Raw genomic sequence first — 18,892 nt, 5'->3', positions numbered from 1 at the left:
CGCGCTTCGTCGTCGCACTGCCCCTCCCGGACTCCGCTCCACGACACCACGTCGCGGGCCGGGAACCCAGGGCCCGGGGTCCGCCCCTTCGGGCAGACCTCACCGGCCACATGGGACGCGGGGGCTCAGAGCTTCATGCCGTGCTCGATCGCCTCGATGATCCGCGGCCGCAGCTGGGCGACGCTGATGATGGCGTCGACCGAGCCGACCTCGACCGCGCGCTGGATGCTGTGCACCCGGTCGAACTCGGCGGCGACCTCGCTGAGCTTCTCCGCGCGCACCGACGCCCGGACCTCGGCCAGGCTGATGTTGAGCGCGGCCCGCTCGGCGCCCTCGGCCGCCGCGACCCTGGCCTGCAGGTCGGTCACCCTCGGGTCGGTCGCGGTGCGGTTGTTGACATCACCGGAGAACACCACCGCCGCGGCGGGGGCGCCACCGAGGACGGAGGCGAACGAGCCCTCCAGCGCCAGCACGGTCATGTTCGGGTTGAGCGCCTTGGAGAACACGACGAACGCGCCGCCGTGGTAGCGGGAGATCACGCAGAACACGATCGGGCCCTGGAAGTTGACGATGGCCCTGCCGATCTCCGCCCCGTACTCCAACTGCAGCTTGCGCATCGACTCCGGGGAACCGTCGAACCCGGACAGGTTCGCCAGCACCACCAGCGGCCGGTTGCCGGACGCGGAGTTGATGGCCCGCGCGGTCTTCTTCGACGACCTCGGGAACAGCGTGCCCGCGGTGTAGGTGTCGGGGCCGTCGGTGGGCGGGAACCCGCGCCGCGGCACCGAACGGGACTCGATGCCGACCAGGCAGACCGGCCAGCCGCCGATGTGCACGTCCTGCACCACCGAGGTGTCCGCGTCGGCCATGCCCGCCCAGCGCTCCAGCACCCGGTGGTCCTGGTCGGACAGCGCGCGCATGACGGTGCGGATGTCGAAGGGCTTCTTGCGGTCGGGGTTGTGCTCGGCGGAGAAGACCTGGCCGACGGTGGCGAAGTCGCTGCCGACGACCGCGTGCGGGAAGTCCGACACGTCGCGGGTCACCGGGTCGCTGGTCTCCGCGCGGCGCGGCGCGACCTCACCCGGCACGACGTAGGTGTGGTCGTAGTGCGCCATCAGCACGTCGCGGGCGCCGGAGAGGTTCGGCGCCCAGTACTGCGCCTGGCCGTTGGGGCCCATCACCCGGTCGTAGCCGCCGATGCCGAAGTTGTCCTCGGCGGACACACCGCCGGAGAAGTCCAGCGACTGCTTGCCGGTGAGCACCATCGCCGAGTCCGGGGTCATCACCAGGATGCCCTTGGTGTGCATCAGCATGGTGGCCTCGGCGTTCCAGTACGGCTGGGCGCCGACGGTGATGCCCGCGACCACGATGTTGATCTCGCCGCCGTCCTGGGTGAAGGTGACGATCCGCTTGAGCGCGGCGGCCACCCAGTCCATGTTCTCGGTGCCCGAGGCCATCGAGATCCGGGCACCGGCCGAGAGCGCGAACCACTCCAGCGGGACCCGCAGCCGCTCGGCGAGGTCGAGCGCCGCGATCACCCGGGTGCACTCCGGCTCCGAGAGCGCGCCGAGCGCCTTGGTCGGGTCGCCGAGCAGCACGACGCGGGTGATGCCCTCGGGGTGGCGCTCGGTCGGCGTGCTCACCACACCGGCGACGATCGCCGCGCTGTTGCGGCCCCTGGGCCGGTCGACCGGCACGAGGTCGCCGCGCTCGTCGAGGTCGTGCTCGACGAACTCGCCGCGCGGGCCTGCCAGCAGGCCGGTCAGCTCGTACGGGTAGACGTTGCCGCGCCGCGCCGCGCGCAGCACCTTCTGGTCGTAGTCGTCGAGCGGCCGCACCGGCTCGGTCGTGGGCTCCCCGACCTCGAACCGCGCCTCCTGCCCCGGCGACAGGGTGATCCGCACCGCGACCTCGTGCAGCTCACCGGCCGAGTTGCGCCTGCGGGCCAGGAACAGCACCTCTTCGAGCCCGGCGCCCACCGTGGTCGGCAGGATCCGCTGGACCAGGGTGTTGACCTCCTCGGCGACCAGGTCGGTCGGCGGCCACACGTACATGACGATCCGGTTGGTGTCGAACCGCTGGTTCTGCGGTCGGCGCGCCTGGATGCCGCGGATGGCGTCGAGGCAGGCGATGAAGGTGTCCTCCACCGCGGGCAGCGCCACCAGCCTGCCGTCGGTCTCGCGCAGCGCGGTCAGGTCGCGGACCTGGGCCATGGCCACCAGGCGCTCGTCGGCCGGGTTGCCGTGCGCGACGGCGTTGAACAGGTAGATCTCCTCGTCGACCGAGGGCGACCTGGTCAGCTGGAACTCGCTGAAGCGGCGCAGCTGCAGCCGCTGCGCGATCTGCGGGTGCAGGCCGCGGATGAGCCGGTCCTCGGTGAGCACCGTCCCGCTGGGGCCGTCCGGGCGGAAGGTGAAGTGGTGGTGCATCACCGCGCCGCTGGTGCCCGCGACGGTCGTGGTGACCCGGCGGACCCCGGCGGGCAGCGACCGCTCGGCCACCAGTTCGCCGAGCCGGACCGCCATCGCGTCCGCGTCCGGCTGGTCCTCCCAGGTGACGTAGAGGTCGGCGACCAGGCCGCGCTCGGCGACGTCGGCGGCGAGCACCCCGACCGCGGCGATCGCGGCGGGCAGCGCGTCGATGTCGACGGCGGTGGTGACGACCCTGGTGACGCCCACGGCGTCGGTGTGGTCGGCGGTGACGAAGCGGCAGTCGGAGCACTCCCGGGTGGTCACGTCCGAGAGCCCGCCGTTGCCGTAGTAGCGGCGGGTCAGCACCTCCAGCAGCGGCGCGTGGTCGTTGCCGGGGTGCCCGATGCGCTGGCCGATGAGCCGGACCAGCGGTTCGGCGCTGACCACCATGGCCTGGATCCGCTCGGCGCGGTCGGCGGCGTCGGGGAACTCGTCGAGGTGGCGCAGCTGGGCGCGCACCGCGGCGTAGACCCTGGCCCGGTTGCGGCGCAGCAGCGGCTGGGCGAACCAGCGGAACACCACGCCGCGGGCCAGGTCCGACACCGACGGGAAGCGCACCTGGGTGGCCTCCACCAGGCGCTCGAGGGTGAGGCCGAGCGGTTCGCGCAGCGACTCGACCGGGGCGGACCCGGCCAGCCAGCGGCGCAGCAGCTCGGAGACGACGGCGACGTCGGTGGCCATCCGCTGCTGGGCGAGGAAGATCCGGAAGACCGCCGCCTCCAGCTGGGGGGTGCGGTCGAGGTCGGTGACGCCGTGGTGGGCCAGGACCCGCTTGAGCTTGGCCTGGAAGCCGTCGGGCAGGCCCGCGCGCTCCACGTCGAGGCTCTGCAGGTAGCTGTGGAAGTACTCGCGGGGGCTGTGCACGGGGCTGCCCGGCTCGACCTCCAGCTCGTCGCCCGGCCGGTTGCGGCTGAGCTCGGAGAGGTCTGCGAACACGGTCAGCAGGTCGAGCTCACCGGCGGAGGGCCGGTTGCCGAGCTCGGCGCGGGCGGCGAGGTAGTCGCCGAGGACCCGGCCGCGCTCGTCGGGGTCGACGTCGAAGCCGAGCAGCAGGGCGCGCAGGTCCCGCAGGCCGCGCTCCACCCGCTCGGCGGCGGAGAGGTCGGCGGGGCCGGTGGGCAGGTCGAGCTCAACGGCGTCGTCGGCGCTCGTGTCGGCGGCTGCGGCGTCGGTGTCCTCGTCGACCAGGGGTTCCAGGCGCATGAGCGGCGCGCCGGTCTCCACCTGGCTGCCGACCGAGACCGGGCACTCGCGGACCCTGGCGCGGAACGGCGCGCGCAGCACCGTCTCCATCTTCATGCTCTCGAGCACCACGATCGGCGCGCCCGCCTCGACCTCGTCGCCGACCGCGAGCGGCGTGGCCACGACCAGCGCGGGCGCCGGGGAGCGGACGACGCCGCCCTCGTCGCGGCTGATGCGGTGCGTGACGCCGTCCACCTCGACCAGGTGGGTCGGGCCGTGGGTGGCGGAGACGAGCCGGAACCGGCGGCCGTTGACCACGACCTGGCCGCTGTGCGCGTCGAACCGGTCGACGTCGACCTCGGCGCGGTGCTCCTGGGTGCCCTGGGTGATGGTGACCTGGAACCGCTTCTGCCCGACGCGGGCGACACCGACCTGGTAGGCGGCGCCGCGCAGCTTGAGGCCGAGCGGGCGGCAGCTCTCGTGCCGGACCTGGGGGCGGCCGCCGTGCGCGGTGGAGAGCAGCTGCTGGCGGCTGACCTCCTCCTCGTCCTGGTAGGCCTCGATGGCGGCGGCGGCCAGGGCGATCGCGGAGTGCCGGTGGGTGACCAGGCGGCCCTCGGCGCGGACCCGGTCGATCCAGCCGGTGTCGCAGGTCGCGTCGACGACCTCGGGCTGGTCGAGCAGGTCGAGCACGAAGCTCTTGTTGGTGGCGCCGCCCTCGATGATCACGGTGGTCTCGGCCATCGCGCGGCGCAGCCTGGCCAGCGCCTCGGCGCGGTCGCGGCCGTGCGCGATGACCTTGGCGATCATCGAGTCGAAGTCGGCGGGGATGGTGTCGCCCTCGCTGACGCCGGTGTCGACCCGGATGCCGGGGCCTGCGGGCAGCACCAGCCGGGCGATGCGCCCCGGGGAGGGGGCGAAGTCGCGGTCGGGGTCCTCGGCGTTGAGCCGGGCCTCCACGGCGTGGCCGCTCTCGGCGGGCTGCGGGCCATCCAGCGTGCCGCCACCCGCCACGTGCAGCTGCAGCTTGACCAGGTCGGTGCCGGTGGTGATCTCGGTGATCGGGTGCTCGACCTGCAGCCGGGTGTTGACCTCGAGGAAGGCGAACAGCTTGTCGCCCGGGTGGTAGAGGAACTCGACGGTGCACGCGCCGCGGTAGCCCACGGCGACGGCGAGCCGCTCGGCGGAGGCCTTGAGCTCGGCGGTCTGCTCGGGGGCGAGCACTGGCGAGGCGGACTCCTCGATGATCTTCTGGTTGCGCCGCTGCACCGAGCAGTCGCGCACGCCCAGTGCCCACGCGGTGCCCTGGCCGTCGGCGATGACCTGCACCTCGACGTGCCGCGCGCCGGTGACCAGGCGCTCGAGGAACACGACGCCGGAGCCGAACGCGCGCAGCGCCTCCTGGCTGGTGCGCTCGTAGGCGTCGGTCAGGTCGTCGGCGGAGGCGACCATCCGGATACCGCGCCCACCGCCGCCCGCCGTGGCCTTGAGCATGAGCGGGTAGCCGATGCGGTCACCCGCGGCCAGCGCGTCCTCCAGGGTCGCGACCTCGCCGCGGCTCCACGGCGCGACCGGGACACCGACCTCCTCGGCGATCAGCTTCGCGCCGATCTTGTCGCCGAGCTTGCGCATCGCGTCGGCGCTGGGGCCGACGAAGGTCACGCCGACCCGCTCGCACAGCTCCGCGAACGCCGGGTCCTCGGCGACGAACCCCCAGCCGACCCAGGCGGCGTCGGCGCCGGTCTCGACCAGCGCGCGCTCGAGCACGGCGTGGTCGAGGTAGGGGCGGGCCGAGGCGGGGCCCAGGGAGTAGGTGACGTCGGCGGCGCGGACGAACGTCGCGTCGCGGTCGGCGTCGGTGTAGAGCGCGACCGTCTCGATCCGCGCCCCGGTCTGCGCCGAGAGGTCCCGGACGGCGTGGATGAGCCGCATCGCGGCCTCTCCGCGGTTGACGATGGCGACACGACTGAACACCGGCTGAGTCCTCCCCAGTTCCCGCGCGAAGCAGGCGACGTCCGGGTTCCGGAGCGTCGCCTGCACTCCGCACTACCCTGCTGCGTTACCGGCGGGTCCACCACTGCCCCAGCCACGCGTGCCGGCCCTGTCATTTTGTAGGGTCTCCACAAAACGCGAGCGGGACTGGCCCAACCGGCCCGCTCCGGGCACCACCTCTGCTACAAAGCGCGACCGACCCCACGGCCCGCGTGACGACGGCGCCGCGACGGCGCGGACAACGCGGTGACCACCTGGTTGACGGCGGAGATCCACCCGGTGACATCGTCGGCTCACGCGGGTGCCGGGCCTCGGGGTTCGGGTGGGCGCGCCTGGGGGCGCGGGGGTGGCCGGTAGGGGTTCTTGTGGCCCGTCCCGCAGCGCGCGGGGTAATCCACAGTGGAGTGTCCGGTGGCCGGGCGGGCGCGGGATGGCGTGGCAGATCACGCGAACACGGGATGATCCAGGGTGCCCGGTGCCGCGACGCTCGAAGGCGTCCATGGGGAACTTCGGCGCGGGAGACGGCAATGACTCACCGGCGGGAACTCGACATCGCTGTGATCGGGGCGGGGATCCTGGGGTTGGCCACGGCGGAGGCCCTGGTCCGCCGGGGTGCCGACGTGGCCGTGTTCGACGGCCGACCGCCGGGTGCGGGCCTGTCCGGCGGGCTGACCAGGACCTTCCGCCACCGCCACGACAGCGAGGCGCTGGTGGCGATGGCCGTGGAGGGCAGGCGCGGCTTCGCGCGCTGGGAGGAGCGGCTCGGGCGCGAGCTGATCGGCCCGGAGGGCGCGGTCTACCACGGCATGGACGACTCGTGGGTCACCGGCATGGTGGCGCAGCGGGTCGAGCACTCGTTCGTCCCCGGCGGTGACGGTGCCGAGGTGTTCCCCGCGCTGGCCCCGGTGGACCGGCCGCTGCTGGTGGACCCGGGCGCGGGCGCGATCAGGGCGAAGCGGACCATCGACGCCCTGGTCAGCTGGGTCGGGGACCGGATCATCCCGTTCGACGTGCACAGCGTGACGGTGCCCTCGGACGGTGCGGGCGCGGAGGTGCAGACCACCGAGGCCATCTACCGGGCCCGGCACGTGGTGATCTGCGCGGGCACGGCGGTGCCGTGGCTGGCCTCCAGCGCCGGTCTGGACATCCCGCTGGTCAGCGCGCTGCACGCCCGGCCGCACTTCCGGGTCCGGCCGCACCTGCTCGGCACGCCGCTGCCGTGCTGGGTGGACGTCTCCGAGGAGTTCGGCGCCAAGGTCTACGGCTCCCCCATCGGCGAGACCGGGACCTACGTGGTCGGGCTGATCGGCGCCGACGTGGACGTCCCCTTCGGACCGGGTGGCGCGCTGCCCGCCGGGACCGGGATGGAGGACCACGTGCGGCGGGTGAGCGCGTACGTCGCCAAGGCCATGCCCGGCCTGGACCCGGAACCGGTCGGCGCCCGGGTGTGCGTGATGACCAAGCTGCCCAAGGGGAGCGACGCGCTGCGGGCGTGGCACCGGCCGGGGGTGAGCGCGATCGCGGGCCACAACCTGTTCAAGATGGCGCCCGCGCTCGGGGACCTGCTGGCGGAGACCGCGCTCAAGGACCAGCTGCCGGAGACCCTGGAGCGGGCGGGCGCCGACGCACTCGAGGCGGCGTAGATGACCATCGCGGTCACCGGGGCGACGGGGACGGTCGGAGTGCGGCTGGTGGCGCGGCTGACCGGTCGTGGGCACCGGGTGCGCGCCCTGGTCCGGCCGGGTGGCAGGCGCCCGGCCGGGGACCTGGTCGAGGCGGTCCCGGCTGACCTGGAGCGCCCGGAGACCTTGCGTGAGGCGCTTACGGGGATCACCGACCTGTTCCTGCTGACACCGTTGCACCCGGACCAGGGGTCGTTGCACCGGGGTTTGGTGGACGTGGCAAAGCGGGCTGGGGTCGAGCACGTGGTGCGCCTCTCGGCGTTCGGTGCGGATCCTGCTTCCCCGGTGCTGATCCACCGCCAGCACGGCGAGGGCGACCAGGCCGTCATCGAGTCCGGACTGCGGTACACCTTGTTGCGCCCCAACGCCTTCATGCAGAACGCGGTGCAGTGGGCGCACACCATCAAGGCACGGGACACCATCGTCCTCCCGGTCGGCCCGGCCAAGGTCAGCATGATCGACGCGGGCGACATCGCGGAAGTAGCGGCGGTAGCCTTGACCGAGAACGGCACCGACTACCGCTCCCTCGACCTGACCGGCCCACGGGCGATCAGCTACGCCACCGCCGCCGCCATCGTGTCCACAGTGGTCGGCCGCCACATCACCCACGTCGACATCGCCCCGGACGAAGCAGGCCGAGTCATGGCGGCCAACGGCGTACCGGAATGGGCCATCGCCGCCCGGTTGGGCCTCTACGAGACTTTGCGCGCGGGCGAGGCAGAACACGTGACCACCACCGTCGCCGACTGGACCGGCCGACAACCCCGCGACTTCGCCGAGGTCGCCCCGGACCTCGCCGCCGCGCTTAGGGACGGATGAGCGGGATGCGGGTCTTCGCGATCGGTGCGACGGGCGTGTTGGGGCAGCGGCTGGTGCCGTTGTTGGTGGGGCGTGGGCACGACGTGGTAGTGATGGCGCCGGGTGATCGGTTGGAGCGGTTGCCTTATGGCGCAGGCAATGCACGCGCAGATGACACAGCACGGACGACCACGCCGGCGAACCGGGCCGACCGGCGATCACGCGACCTCACCGAGCCAGTATCGGATCCCGCCCGCCGTGGCGCTGAGCAGATGAGCCGAATGCGGATCCCCACACTCGGTGCCGCCAAGGTGACCACAACGGTCGCCGACTGGACCGGCCGACAACCCCGCGACTTCGCCGAGGTGGCACCAGACCTCGCCGCAGCACTACGAGACGGGTGAGAGAGATGCGGGCCTTGGCGAATCGGGTGGCGGGCGGGCAGTCGGACGGTTTTGTCGATGTGGCGGAGGATCTCGTCGTTGCGCTGTGGGATGGGTGAGTGGGATGCGGGTCTTCGCGATCGGTGCGACGGGTGTGTTGGGGCAGCGGCTGGTGCCGTTGCTGGTGGGGCGTGGACACGACGTGGTGGCGATGGCGCCCGGTGATCGGTTGGAGCGGTTGCCGGGTGGGGTTCGGGCGGTTGATGCCGATCTGCTTGACCCGGGGGTCACCGACGTGTTGACCGGGGAACTGGCCGGGGTGGACGTGGTCGTCAACGCGGCGACCGCGATTCCTCGGGACTTCGGTGCGCCTGGGGCGTGGGAGCGCAACACCCAACTGCGCCGCGATGGCACGGTGCGGGTCCTCAATGCCGTGCTGGCGGCGGGGGTCCCAGCCGTGGTGCAGATGAGCGTCACCATGGCCTACGCCGACGGGGGTGATGCCTGGTTGACCGAGCAGGCCCCGTTCGACCCCGATCCGGCGCGGGGTTCCATCGTGGAACCGGTTGCCGCGATGGAGAAGGCCGTGGTGGAGATCGGCGGGGACCGGGTCGCGTGGTCGATTCTGCGAGGCGCGCGGTTCGTCGGCGCGGGTACGGCGCAGGACGCGATCCGCGCGCGGCTGAAGGAAGGCACGCTGCACGCCCACCCAGACGACCGGTACACCTCGCTCGTGCACGTCGCGGACTTCGCGACCGCCGTGGTTGCGGCCGTCGAACGGCGCGTGAGTGGCGTCGTGCTCAACATCGCCGATGAGCCACTGCTGGTCGCCGACTACCTGGGGCGCCTGGCCGAACACGACGGCGCCCCCGCGCCAGGGACCTCGACCGAGGCGGTGCGTGAGGTGTCGCACCGGGTGTCGAGTGCCGCGGCGCGGGAACTCCTGGACTGGCAGCCCAAAACCGGGGTGCTGCCGGACAGCGAAAGTCCTCTTTAGACAGAAAGACCCAGTGGTATCACGCGAACGCGTGATGATCGCCCGGGACGGCCGGGCGATGCTGGAACGGCCAGTGCCGCACAGTGCCGCCTGTCGATAGGGAGAACCAATGCCCAACAACGCGATCGGACCGAACTTCCTGACCCTGCAGGTCCGCGACCTCGACCGCGCCCGCGACTTCTACACCAACGTCGTGGGGTTCACCACCACCGAGACCGCCGCACCCAACGCCGTGGTGCTCGACACCGCGCCCATCAAGCTGGCGCTGCGCAAGGCGGTCATCGACCTGGACTCGGTGCCCGAGCTGGGCTGGGGCGTGGTGATCTGGGTGAAGGCGGAGGACCCGGACAAGCTCGCCGAGGTCGTCTCGGCGGCGGGGGTCACCATCACCAAGCCGCCGTGCGACGGCTTCTGCGGCCGCGAGTTCCAGTTCAAGGACCCCGACGGCTACGAGCTGACCGTCTACGAGGGCTGAGCAGGCCGGGACTGGGCGCCGCGCACACCGCGGCGCCCAGTTCCCTTCCCCCAGCAGTTCCCTTTCCCACATCTGTTCCGCCCCGAGCGCGCCCGCACACCGAACACCCCAGCGCATTCCCGACGGGAGCCCATGATGACTGACGCACTCGGCATCACCACGGCGGCCGCCCTGCCGCTGCCCGCCCGCCTGCGGCTGCTCGCCGACGGCGACCTGGGGGTGGGCAACTTCCTCGACAAGGCCAGGGCGCTGAGCCCGGACCCGGCCGCGCCGTTCCTGTTCGCCCAGCGGGTCACCGGTGCGGGCCGGTCGGTGGAACCGCTGAGCCTCAACCGGATCACCGAGATCCGCGACGCCTACGCCGCCTGGTACCACGCCAACGGCGTGCGCAAGGGCAACCCGGTCGCGGTGTACCTGGGCGAGGGTGTCGACCCGTTCCTGCACTTCCTCGCGCTCAGCTCGCTCGGCGCCATCGCCGCGTTGGTCAACGGCCGGATGGACCCGGCGATCGCCGCCGCCTACACCGGTCGGATCGGCGCCGTCGGGGTGGTCGCCGACCGCGAGCGGCTCGACGCCCTCACCGCCTCCGGCGCGCTGCCGGACACAGCGCGGTTCCTCGCCGTGTCCGACGACCTGCCCACCGACGCCCCCGACCGCGGCGCGCTGCCGTCGCTGTTCCCCTACCCGCCCGGCGACGACGACCCGGTGATGCTGTGCCACACCTCGGGGACGACCGGGCCGCCCAAGTCCGCGGTGTTCGCGCACCGCCAGTTCTTCCTCGGCAAGCGGCACCGGCTGTGGAGCTTCCCCGCCGCGCGCCGCAACCGGGCGCTCTCGGCGCTGCCGCAGTCGCACTCGGCCGGGATCAGCTACCTGATGACCGCGACGCTGCTGGGCCTGCCGATCGTGGTCATGGCCGACACCTCCGGCGAGGCCGTGCGCGAGATGATGCTGCGGGTCCGGCCCACCCTCGTGGTCGCCTTCCCGCAGACCTGGGCCGAGCTGGCCCAGCTGGACCTCAAGGGCGCCGCCGACCAGGTGCACACCTGGATCAACACCGGCGACTCCGCGCACGAGGCGCACATCAAGGCGCTGGTGCGCCACGGGTACCGGCCGGGCAAGCGCGGCCGCTCCGGCAAGGCGGGCTCGGAGTTCGTCGACGGGCTCGGCTCCTCGGAGATGGGCATGGCGCTGTTCCGCAAGGTGAGCGACCCGTCCAGCACCGACTACGGCCGCTGCGTCGGGGTGCCGGTCAAGGTGGTCACCGAGGCCGCGGTGCTCGACGACGACGGCCGCAAGCTCGGACCGGGCGCGGTGGGCAGGCTCGGGGTGCGGACCCCGACCCGGACCCCCGGGTACTGGAACGCCTCGGAGCTGACCGCGCAGTCGTCGCTGTCGGGGTTCTGGCTCACCGGGGACGTGGTCTACCGCGACGAGCGTGGCCGGTTCTTCCACGTCGACCGGGTGCCGGACGTGATCCACACCCGCACCGGCCCGGTGTACAGCCTGCCGCTGGAGGAGGCGATCCTCGTCGGCTGCGCCGAGGTGGCCGACTGCGCCGTGGTCGCCGTCGACGCTCCCGAGGGCGGTTCGGCGCCGTTCGCGACCGTCAAGCTGGGCCCCGGCCACGAGCCGCCCGCGGACGTGCTGGCCACGCTCAACGCGGCGCTGGCCGCCCAGGGGCTGCCCCAGCTGCGCGGCGCCGTGGTGGCCGCCGACGACGCGGACTTCCCCACCGGCGCGACCGGCAAGGTGCTCAAGCGCAGGCTCCGCGAGCGGTTCGCGACCGCGCTGACCGACCAGCGGGCCACCGAGGACCGAGCGGGCGCGCACCGGGCAGCGGTGTCCGAGCGGCCGTGAGACCCCCACGCGGAGGTACGAGATGACCGACACCCACCCGGCCGACGTCCCGCCGTCGGTGCGCATGTACGAGATGCTCTACAGCTCGCTGGTCAGCCAGGTGCTCATCGCGGTCGCCGAGATCGGGGTGGCCGACGCCATCGGTGCCGCCCCCGCGCACGTCGACGACCTCGCCGCCCGGCTGGACTGCCACGCCGAGTCGCTGTACCGGGCGCTGCGGGCGCTGGCCAGCGTCGGGGTGTTCAGCGAGGTCGAGCCGCGCACGTTCGCGCTGACCCCGCTGGCCAGGACCCTGCGCGGCGACGGGCCGGACTCGATGCGCGACCTGGCCCGCTACCTGGGCAGGCCGGAGCGGCAGCTCTCGTTCGGGGCGATGGCGCACACGCTGCGCACCGGGCGGCCCGCGTTCGACCACGTCAACGGGACCGACCTGTGGTCGCTGCTCGGCGACCGCAGCGACCTGGGCACGCTGTTCGACCGGGCCATGGGGAACATGGCCCGGATGGTGAACTCGTCGACGCTGGCCGCCCACGACCTGTCCGGCGCGCGGCGGCTGGTCGACGTCGGCGGCGGCCACGGGCACCTGGTCGCCACCCTGCTCACCCGCTACCCGGACCTGACCGCGGTGGTGTTCGACCTGCCCAGGGTCATCCCCGAGGCGGTGGCGGTGCTCGGCGCCGCGGGCGTGCTCGACCGCGCCGAGTGCGTCTCGGGCGACTTCTTCAAGTCGGTCCCCGAGGGCGGCGACACCTACCTGCTGTCCTGGACCATCCACGACTGGGACGACGACGACTCGATCCGCATCCTGCGCAACGTCCGCACCGCCATGGGCGACACCGGCCGCGAACTCATCCTCATCGACGACGTGCTACCGGAGGGCGACGCGCCGCACTTCGGCAAGTTCGAGGACATCGTGATCCTCACGCTGCTCACCGGCCGCTCCCGCACCGAGGCCGAATTCGCCAAACTACTGGCGGCGGCGGGTTTCCGGCACATCGAGACCCGCCCCACCTCAGCCCCGACCAGCCTGCTCATCGCCCACCCCGAGTAGCCAAACCCGGGTATCCCAACAACGTTGGCCCCCAACCGCCCGCCGACGACGCTGCCCGCAGACCAGAAGTTCTACCAGGGCTTGCCATCTGGGCCTCCGAGGTCGACGGCAGGCCCCACCCGCGCATGGTCCACCGAACCACGCGCTGATAGACGGCACTGACCCGGCCCGCATCCAGGTCGCGAGCGACACCGCCCTCGGGGGCGGGCCGGGTCAGTGCCGTCTCAGCGGCGTCTACCTCACCGGTCCGCGACCACCTGCCTGTCGGGCGCGGCGCCGAGCCGGTACCCGATGCCGCGGACGTTGACGATCCAGTTCCTCGAGCCCAGCTTCACGCGCAGGTTGCTGACGTGCGTGTCCAGGGTCCGGCTGGGGACCCGGGTGTCGCAGTGCCAGACGCCCAGCATCAGCTCCTTGCGCGAGTGGACCTGGGCCGGGCGCGACGCGAGCGCGTGGAGCAGGTCGAACTCCTTGGCCGTGGTCGCCACCCGCCTGTCGTACAGCCAGATCTCGCGGGCGGTCAGGTGGATGTGCAGGGCTCCCAGGTCGAGGACGTCGCCCGTGGAGCCGGGTGGCGCCCACGGCAGGCACCGGCGGAGCACGGCGTCGATCCGGGCCAGCACCTCCCGGGGCCCGCAGGTGCGCGGCACGCAGTCGTCCGCGCCCGCCCGCAGGGCGGTGATCCTGTCCCGCTCGTCGTCGACGCCGAGCAGGACGATGACCGGGACGCCGCTCACCGCGCGGATGGCGCGGCAGACCTCGAGTTCCCCGGTGGCCGCGGAGTCCGCGCCGAGCAGCACCACGTCGGCGTCGGACGACCGCTCCGCCGCCTGCGGCCCCCTGTCCGCGAACTCCACCGCGCAGCCGCAACCCCGCAGGAACTCGACCACCCCAGCCGCGGGGCCGTCGTCATCGATGACCAATACTCGCTTCACAGTCAATCCCCCATGGTGACTCTGTGCGTTGGTGCCTCGGCGGAGCTAGTGGCTCGCCGGGAAGACGAAGTCCCGGAACACCGGGGCCTCCGGGGCGGGCTCGCGCATCCGCAGGGCGTAGCTGATCAACGCGTGGTGCAGCATGTACAGGCGCGGCTCCGCACGCGCCCCCGGCGAGAGCCGCGAGACCACCCAGTCGACCGGCGCGGCGCCGCCGTAGGCCCGCCGAGGTTGGAAGAGCAGGTCGTCGCACCCGATCTCGGCGAGGGCGTTGAAGGCGTAGGCGAACGGGTAGGGCCGGTTGACCCGGTCGTCGTCGGTGCGGTCGAGGTCGGGGAAGCTGTCGACGTACCGGTCCAGGAACTCCTCGGTCACCAGGTCGGGCCGCCCGGTGAACACGGCGGTCTGGATGAGGTAGGCGTAGGAGATCCCGTTGAGGAAGTAGTTCTCGCCCGGCGGGGTGGTCCGCCACTGGCCGACCAGGTCCTCGGCGAACCGGTCGAGGTCGGGCACCTGCTCGTCGAGCACGCCGAGGTTGTGCAACGCCACCACGTAGTACAGGCCCATGTGCGTGCGCTCGACCGGGCGCAGCGCCCCCATCAAGGCCCTGGCCTGAGCAAGGCGGTCTTCGCCGAGCCGGAGGTAGTCGCCCGACCGCCTGCTCATCGAGACGGCGTTGAGCATGGTCAGCAGCGGGTACACCTCGACGAACGCGGGCGACATCGGTTGCGGGAAGACCGGTGCGGTCACCCCCGGCCCGGTGTGGCCGAGGTAGCGCAGCGTCTCGGCGATCCGGTCCCGGCCGCCCTCGGTGAGCAGGTCCTCCCGCCCCAGCAGCATCGCCGCCGCCAGCAGGACCGACCCGCCGCGGCCGCGGAAGAAGGGAGAGGGGACACCGTCGAGCAGGTCCAGCGCCCCGAGCAGGCGGCCGGGCTCGACGGTGGCGCCGAGCTGCCCGAGCGCCAAGAGCACCGCCGAGGACGCCGAGAGCCGCTCGTAGTGGCCGTGCCTGCCCGCGTTCTCGTCGCGGATGCGGTCCGCCTCGATGCCCTCGACGGCGGCCAGCAGCTCCGCGGCGGGGTCGGCGCCGGGCAGGCGGGCGAGCTGCCCGCCGAGGCCGAGCTTGCCGAACGCGTCCGCCGCGACGCACCCGGCCATCACCCGGAAGTACGGGTTCGGGTGCTCGCGCGCCGCGGCCAGCACGGCGGACATCCGCGCGGGCTCGACGGCGCCGTCCCGGGCGTGGTCGAGCGCCAGCTCGACGAGGAGCCGGGCGAACCGCCCGTAGGGGTCGCCCTCCTCGACGCCGCGCCCGGCCAGCGCGGCGAAGGTGTGCCTGATCCGGTCCGCGGCGGCGGCGTCGTGGCCCACCGGGTGCTGGCCGAGACCGATCCCGCGGACCATGCGGCTCCACGGGGTGGCCAGGACGCGGCTCTCGGTGCCCAGCGCGGCCAGTCCGCCCACCGGCGGTGTGATGCCCACCGTGCCGCTCATGCCACCGTCCGCTCTGCGGCGAGTCGCCGGGCGGCGCTGAGGCGCAGCTCGTCGGGCAGCGCCACCGGCAGGCCAAGGAACTCCGTCCGCCTGCCCTCCAGCATCTGCAGGCTCCAGTTGAGCCACTTGATCCCCTCGCAGTAGATCGCGATGGGGCGCCGCTGGTTCTGCGGGTCGTCGCACAGGGTGCCGTCGAGCTCGCGCTGGAAGTGGAACGGCGGCATGGCGGTGAAGTGCTGCCCCATCATGAACACGAACCGCACCAGCCAGTACGGGTCCTCGAGCTCGTGGGAGCGTTCGGGGTCCTCCAGGTCGAACGCGGCGGTCATGACCGCGGCGAAGTGGTCCTCGACGCCCCGCGGCCGCGCGGGGTCGACCGCCCCGTCCCCCGCGGTCACGTCCCGCACCCGGTAGGAGCGCTGGTACGGGTTCCCGGGGGTGAACCGGATCGAGACCTCCGGTCGCGGGCCGTCGAAGTCGGCGGCGAGGGTGAAGTGCTCGAAGTGGATCTCGTCGTAGTGGCCGATCGAGTTGTGCCACGGCTTGTTGTCGTACATCGGGTCGTCGCGGGTATCGCGCCCCTCGCTGCGGAACCCGATCGCCCGCGGGTCGAGGAAGCGCAGGTCCAGCGCCTCGGGCGTGACGGCCCGCAGCGCCGCGGCCACCTCGGCGGCCGATCCGCCGCCCTCGACGGCCCGCTGGGCGGCCAGCAGCGTCGCGGTGTTGCCGATCTTGATGTTCTCCGTGTTGGTGTCGCCCACGACCAGCGAGTGGAAGCGCGGTTCCAGCGCCCGCCGGAACGCGGGGTTCTCCCGGAACCGGCGCAGCACCTCGCCCGCGTTCAGGTAGGGCGCACCGTCGACGACCAGGTGGTCGCTGTCGAGCAGCGCGGGGCCGAACGTCCGCGGCGCTGTGCGGCGGCACAGCCGCAGCCGGTCCTCGATCTTGCGGAAGTAGGAGGTCTCGAGCGTGTCCCCCGACGGCGCCGTCCGGCCGGTGCGGTGCACGCGCGAGCGCAGGACCCGGAAGACCTGCTCGTAGAGCCGCGCCACGACCGCGGGCGGGGGCGAGTGGCGGCGCACGAAACCGCTGACCTCCTCACCCGCCACGTAGCTCATCTCGTAGATGACCTCCCTGTCGGACCGGTGGCCGCCGCCGTCGACCGGCACGTGGACCGTGCGCCGCAGCGCGCGCAGGACCCGGGGGAAGCAGTCGCGCAGCGCGTCCGGCAGGCTGGTGAGGAACTCGGCCTGCTTCCACGCCTTGGTGAACGGCGGCAGCATCACCCCCGTGCCCGCGGGGTTCCACGGCGCGGTGGTGAGCGACTCGCTGAGGATCTTGCGCACGGTGACCTCGTCGTCCCCCTCCTTCCGCACGAAGATCGTCATCGACTCGCTGCCGCCCTGGCCGAAGCCGGTGATCTCCTCGCCCGCCTCGACGTAGGCGTTCACCGTGCCGATCGTGATGCGCCTGGCCTGGGCGGTCGCCACCGTCAGGGTGTTCTCCGGCGTCACGCGCAGCAGGCAGTCGCGCCGGTACCGGGCCAGTGCGGTGCCCGGCCGGGCACGCAGGGCGTCGTGATCGGGCACGTCGAGCGTGTCCACCGCGTGCCCGTCGGCGTCGACCTGGCCGCGCGGCAGCGCCCCGCCCAGCGCCAGGACGTGGCAGTCGCCGTTCAGCCTGAGCAGCGCGGGCACCGCGCCCGCGAGGAGGGTCCGCAGCACCGCCACGAGGTCGCGGCGAGCCCGCACCGGGACGCCGCCCGCCGAGACGACCGGGACCGCGGAGTCGACGACGAGCTGCTCGGCCGTGTCGGCGGAGAGGTCGCCGCGGTGCAGGGCCAGCACCTCCGCCAGCGTCAGCGCCCCGGAGGCCGCGAGCGATGCGAGCCCGCCGACCCGCTCCACCGCGTGCAGGCAGACCGGGGCGTGCGCGAGCAGCTCGGGCATGCGGTCGGACAGGTCCCGGAACATCAGGTACAGGACGACTATCGCGAGCTGGGAACTCGAAGCCTCCGCCGTGGTCAACGCCGCGTAGTGGTCGTGCTGCCCGGACTTGGCCTCCAGGAGCTGACGCAGCTCCCGGCGGCGGGTTCGCGCGTCGATCCCGGGCGTGTAGCCGAAATGGACCACCTGGACCTGGGGGAGCGCCGTGTCGAGGTGGCGGGTGCTGCGCCGTCCGTCCGCCGCGGCGGTGGTGAGCTCGAGCCGCGTCCGGGCGGGCTCGGCGGGCAGCGTGGTGCTCAGTCGCTTGCGCAGCCGCGCCCGCAGCACCACCTCGCCGTCTCCCGCGCTCGTCTCGGCCGCGTGGCGCAGCGTGAGCCGCAGGACCTCGGTGTACCGGGCGAACGCGGTGGAGTGCCCCCCGACCGGGTGCGCGCTCGTGGTGCGGCGGGCCAGCACCGCGCGGCCGAGCCCGCCGTCCGCCGTCGCCCGCACCGCCCGCCGGATGGCGGCGAGGTCGGCCTCGACGAGGTCGGCCCGGTCCGCGGCGCGGCGCAGGTCCTCGCCGTGGCGCAGCGCGTCGCTGACGGCCTCGAGCGAGCGGGCGAGCCGGGCGGCGTCGGGGGCGGACATCGGCGCGGGCCCCACGACGGCCTCGCTGTCGTTGTCGAGCAGCAGGTCGAGGGACCTGCCGCCGGGCCCCAGCTCCAGGACCGCGTCCGGCCGCACGGCGGCGAGCAGCTCGGCGGTGCCCCGCGAGTCCATCACCACGTCCATCATCGCGAGCACCGCGTCCTTGATCCCCGCGGCCGAGCGCAGGGCGCCCGCGCCGCTGTTGGACAGCACGGGGACCAGCGGGTCGTTGAAGGTGATGCCGTTGGCCGCCAGGAACGCCCGCAGCGCGATCCTGGCCGGGAGCATCCGGGCGGAGTGCGCGACGAACGTGGTCGGCTCCTTGAGCTCGACCACCTCGACCCCGGAGCCCGCCTCCCGCACGAAGTCGAGGAAGTCCGCGTGCGCACCCGCGCGCACGTAGACGTTGGCCTGGCGGGGCGAGTAACGCTTGTGCAGCTCCACGTCCAGCGTCGAGAAGCGTGCGCGCAGCCCCTCCAGCGCCGCGGCGAGCCCCGTGCGGGTGGGACTGCGCAGGCCGAGGACGTGGTGCGGCTCGGAGACGACCGGGCGCTCGAGCACTCCGGCGGGCAGGTGCCGCAGCAACCCGGCCTGCGCCCGGCCGCCATCGCGGTCCCCCGCGCAGAGCAACGCGAGCGGGGTGAACGCCTGCGCGACGCGGACGCCGTCGGCGATCGAGAGCGCGCCCGCCGCGACGGCCGCGGTCAGGATCCCGAAGCTCTCGCCGGTGTAGGCGACGAAACCGAAGCCGCTGCCCGCCTCCGCCCGCAGCAGCTCGTGCACGGCCAGGCTGTGCACGAGCACGGACACGCCGACCGCGGCTTGGCGGTCGAGCCTCCCGGTCGACGGGTCCTCGGCGAGGGCGGCGACCGCGGCGGGCCCGCCCGCGAGGCCGAGCGTGGCGGCGGCGGTCTCGTAGACGGAGGTCACTCCGGGCACCCCTGCCCGCAGGAGGCTGTCGCCGATGCCGCGATAGGCCACTCGACTGCCGAGGCC

General features: G+C 73.1%; 11 protein-coding genes. 7 read left to right on the top strand and 4 right to left on the bottom strand.

Annotation, left to right across the window (positions count from 1 at the left end; all coding sequences use genetic code 11):
- Nucleotides 1–125: 125 nt before the first annotated feature.
- A complete protein-coding gene (locus LV79_RS28845; RefSeq protein ID WP_253841433.1) occupies nt 126–5,627 on the bottom strand; it encodes an ATP-binding protein in 5,502 nt (1,833 codons plus the stop codon).
- Nucleotides 5,628–6,172: 545 nt separating this feature from the next.
- Here LV79_RS28845 and LV79_RS28840 point away from each other — a divergent pair.
- The 7 genes from LV79_RS28840 (at nt 6,173) to LV79_RS28815 (ending at nt 12,891) form a co-directional block, all read left to right on the top strand.
- Nucleotides 6,173–7,288, top strand: coding sequence for an NAD(P)/FAD-dependent oxidoreductase (locus LV79_RS28840; protein WP_253841432.1), 1,116 nt, complete (start codon nt 6,173–6,175; stop codon nt 7,286–7,288).
- Nucleotides 7,289–8,146, top strand: coding sequence for an SDR family oxidoreductase (locus LV79_RS28835; protein ID WP_253841431.1), 858 nt, complete (start codon nt 7,289–7,291; stop codon nt 8,144–8,146).
- Between the two features lie 260 nt (nt 8,147–8,406).
- On the top strand, nt 8,407–8,529 hold the full coding sequence (locus LV79_RS34180) for a hypothetical protein (RefSeq protein WP_285605714.1): 123 nt from the start codon (nt 8,407–8,409) through the stop codon (nt 8,527–8,529).
- A 103-nt stretch (nt 8,530–8,632) separates the two neighbouring features.
- Nucleotides 8,633–9,505: an NAD-dependent epimerase/dehydratase family protein gene (locus LV79_RS28830; RefSeq protein WP_253841430.1), complete on the top strand. Its 873-nt coding sequence runs from the start codon at nt 8,633–8,635 to the stop codon at nt 9,503–9,505.
- 109 nt (nt 9,506–9,614) lie between these two features.
- Nucleotides 9,615–9,980, top strand: a complete 366-nt coding sequence (locus tag LV79_RS28825; RefSeq protein ID WP_253841429.1) for a VOC family protein — start codon at nt 9,615–9,617, stop codon at nt 9,978–9,980.
- Nucleotides 9,981–10,115: 135 nt separating this feature from the next.
- On the top strand, nt 10,116–11,840 hold the full coding sequence (locus LV79_RS28820; RefSeq protein WP_253841428.1) for a class I adenylate-forming enzyme family protein: 1,725 nt from the start codon (nt 10,116–10,118) through the stop codon (nt 11,838–11,840).
- A gap of 22 nt (nt 11,841–11,862) precedes the next feature.
- Nucleotides 11,863–12,891 (top strand): methyltransferase, encoded by a 1,029-nt coding sequence (locus LV79_RS28815; RefSeq protein ID WP_253841427.1) that lies wholly within the window; start codon nt 11,863–11,865, stop codon nt 12,889–12,891.
- 239 nt (nt 12,892–13,130) lie between these two features.
- Here LV79_RS28815 and LV79_RS28810 read toward each other — a convergent pair whose 3' ends face one another.
- Genes LV79_RS28810 through LV79_RS28800 form a run of 3 tightly spaced genes read right to left on the bottom strand, consistent with a single transcriptional unit; the run spans nt 13,131 to nt 18,826 of the window.
- On the bottom strand, nt 13,131–13,826 hold the full coding sequence (locus LV79_RS28810; RefSeq protein WP_253841426.1) for a response regulator transcription factor: 696 nt from the start codon (nt 13,824–13,826) through the stop codon (nt 13,131–13,133).
- Between the two features lie 45 nt (nt 13,827–13,871).
- The gene (locus LV79_RS28805; RefSeq protein ID WP_253841425.1) at nt 13,872–15,320 is read right to left on the bottom strand and encodes a hypothetical protein; all 1,449 of its coding nucleotides are present in this window, start codon (nt 15,318–15,320) and stop codon (nt 13,872–13,874) included.
- On the bottom strand, nt 15,317–18,826 hold the full coding sequence (locus LV79_RS28800; protein ID WP_253841424.1) for an ACP S-malonyltransferase: 3,510 nt from the start codon (nt 18,824–18,826) through the stop codon (nt 15,317–15,319). The genes LV79_RS28805 and LV79_RS28800 overlap by 4 nt, the downstream gene beginning before the upstream one ends.
- Nucleotides 18,827–18,892: the final 66 nt, after the last annotated feature.

Source organism: Actinokineospora globicatena, from assembly GCF_024171945.1.
GTDB lineage: Bacteria > Actinomycetota > Actinomycetes > Mycobacteriales > Pseudonocardiaceae > Actinokineospora > Actinokineospora globicatena.
This window is presented reverse-complemented; position numbering and strand designations above follow the sequence as displayed.

What these genes read in the sequence shown, in the direction of transcription:
- LV79_RS34180 (WP_285605714.1), top strand. Translation starts at nt 8,407, where the DNA reads ATGCGGATCCCCACACTCGGTGCCGCCAAGGTGACCACAACGGTCGCC.
- LV79_RS28840 (WP_253841432.1), top strand. Translation starts at nt 6,173, where the DNA reads ATGACTCACCGGCGGGAACTCGACATCGCTGTGATCGGGGCGGGGATC.
- LV79_RS28805 (WP_253841425.1), bottom strand. Translation starts at nt 15,320, where the DNA reads ATGAGCGGCACGGTGGGCATCACACCGCCGGTGGGCGGACTGGCCGCG.
- LV79_RS28815 (WP_253841427.1), top strand. Translation starts at nt 11,863, where the DNA reads ATGACCGACACCCACCCGGCCGACGTCCCGCCGTCGGTGCGCATGTAC.
- LV79_RS28825 (WP_253841429.1), top strand. Translation starts at nt 9,615, where the DNA reads ATGCCCAACAACGCGATCGGACCGAACTTCCTGACCCTGCAGGTCCGC.
- LV79_RS28830 (WP_253841430.1), top strand. Translation starts at nt 8,633, where the DNA reads ATGCGGGTCTTCGCGATCGGTGCGACGGGTGTGTTGGGGCAGCGGCTG.
- LV79_RS28820 (WP_253841428.1), top strand. Translation starts at nt 10,116, where the DNA reads ATGACTGACGCACTCGGCATCACCACGGCGGCCGCCCTGCCGCTGCCC.
- LV79_RS28835 (WP_253841431.1), top strand. Translation starts at nt 7,289, where the DNA reads ATGACCATCGCGGTCACCGGGGCGACGGGGACGGTCGGAGTGCGGCTG.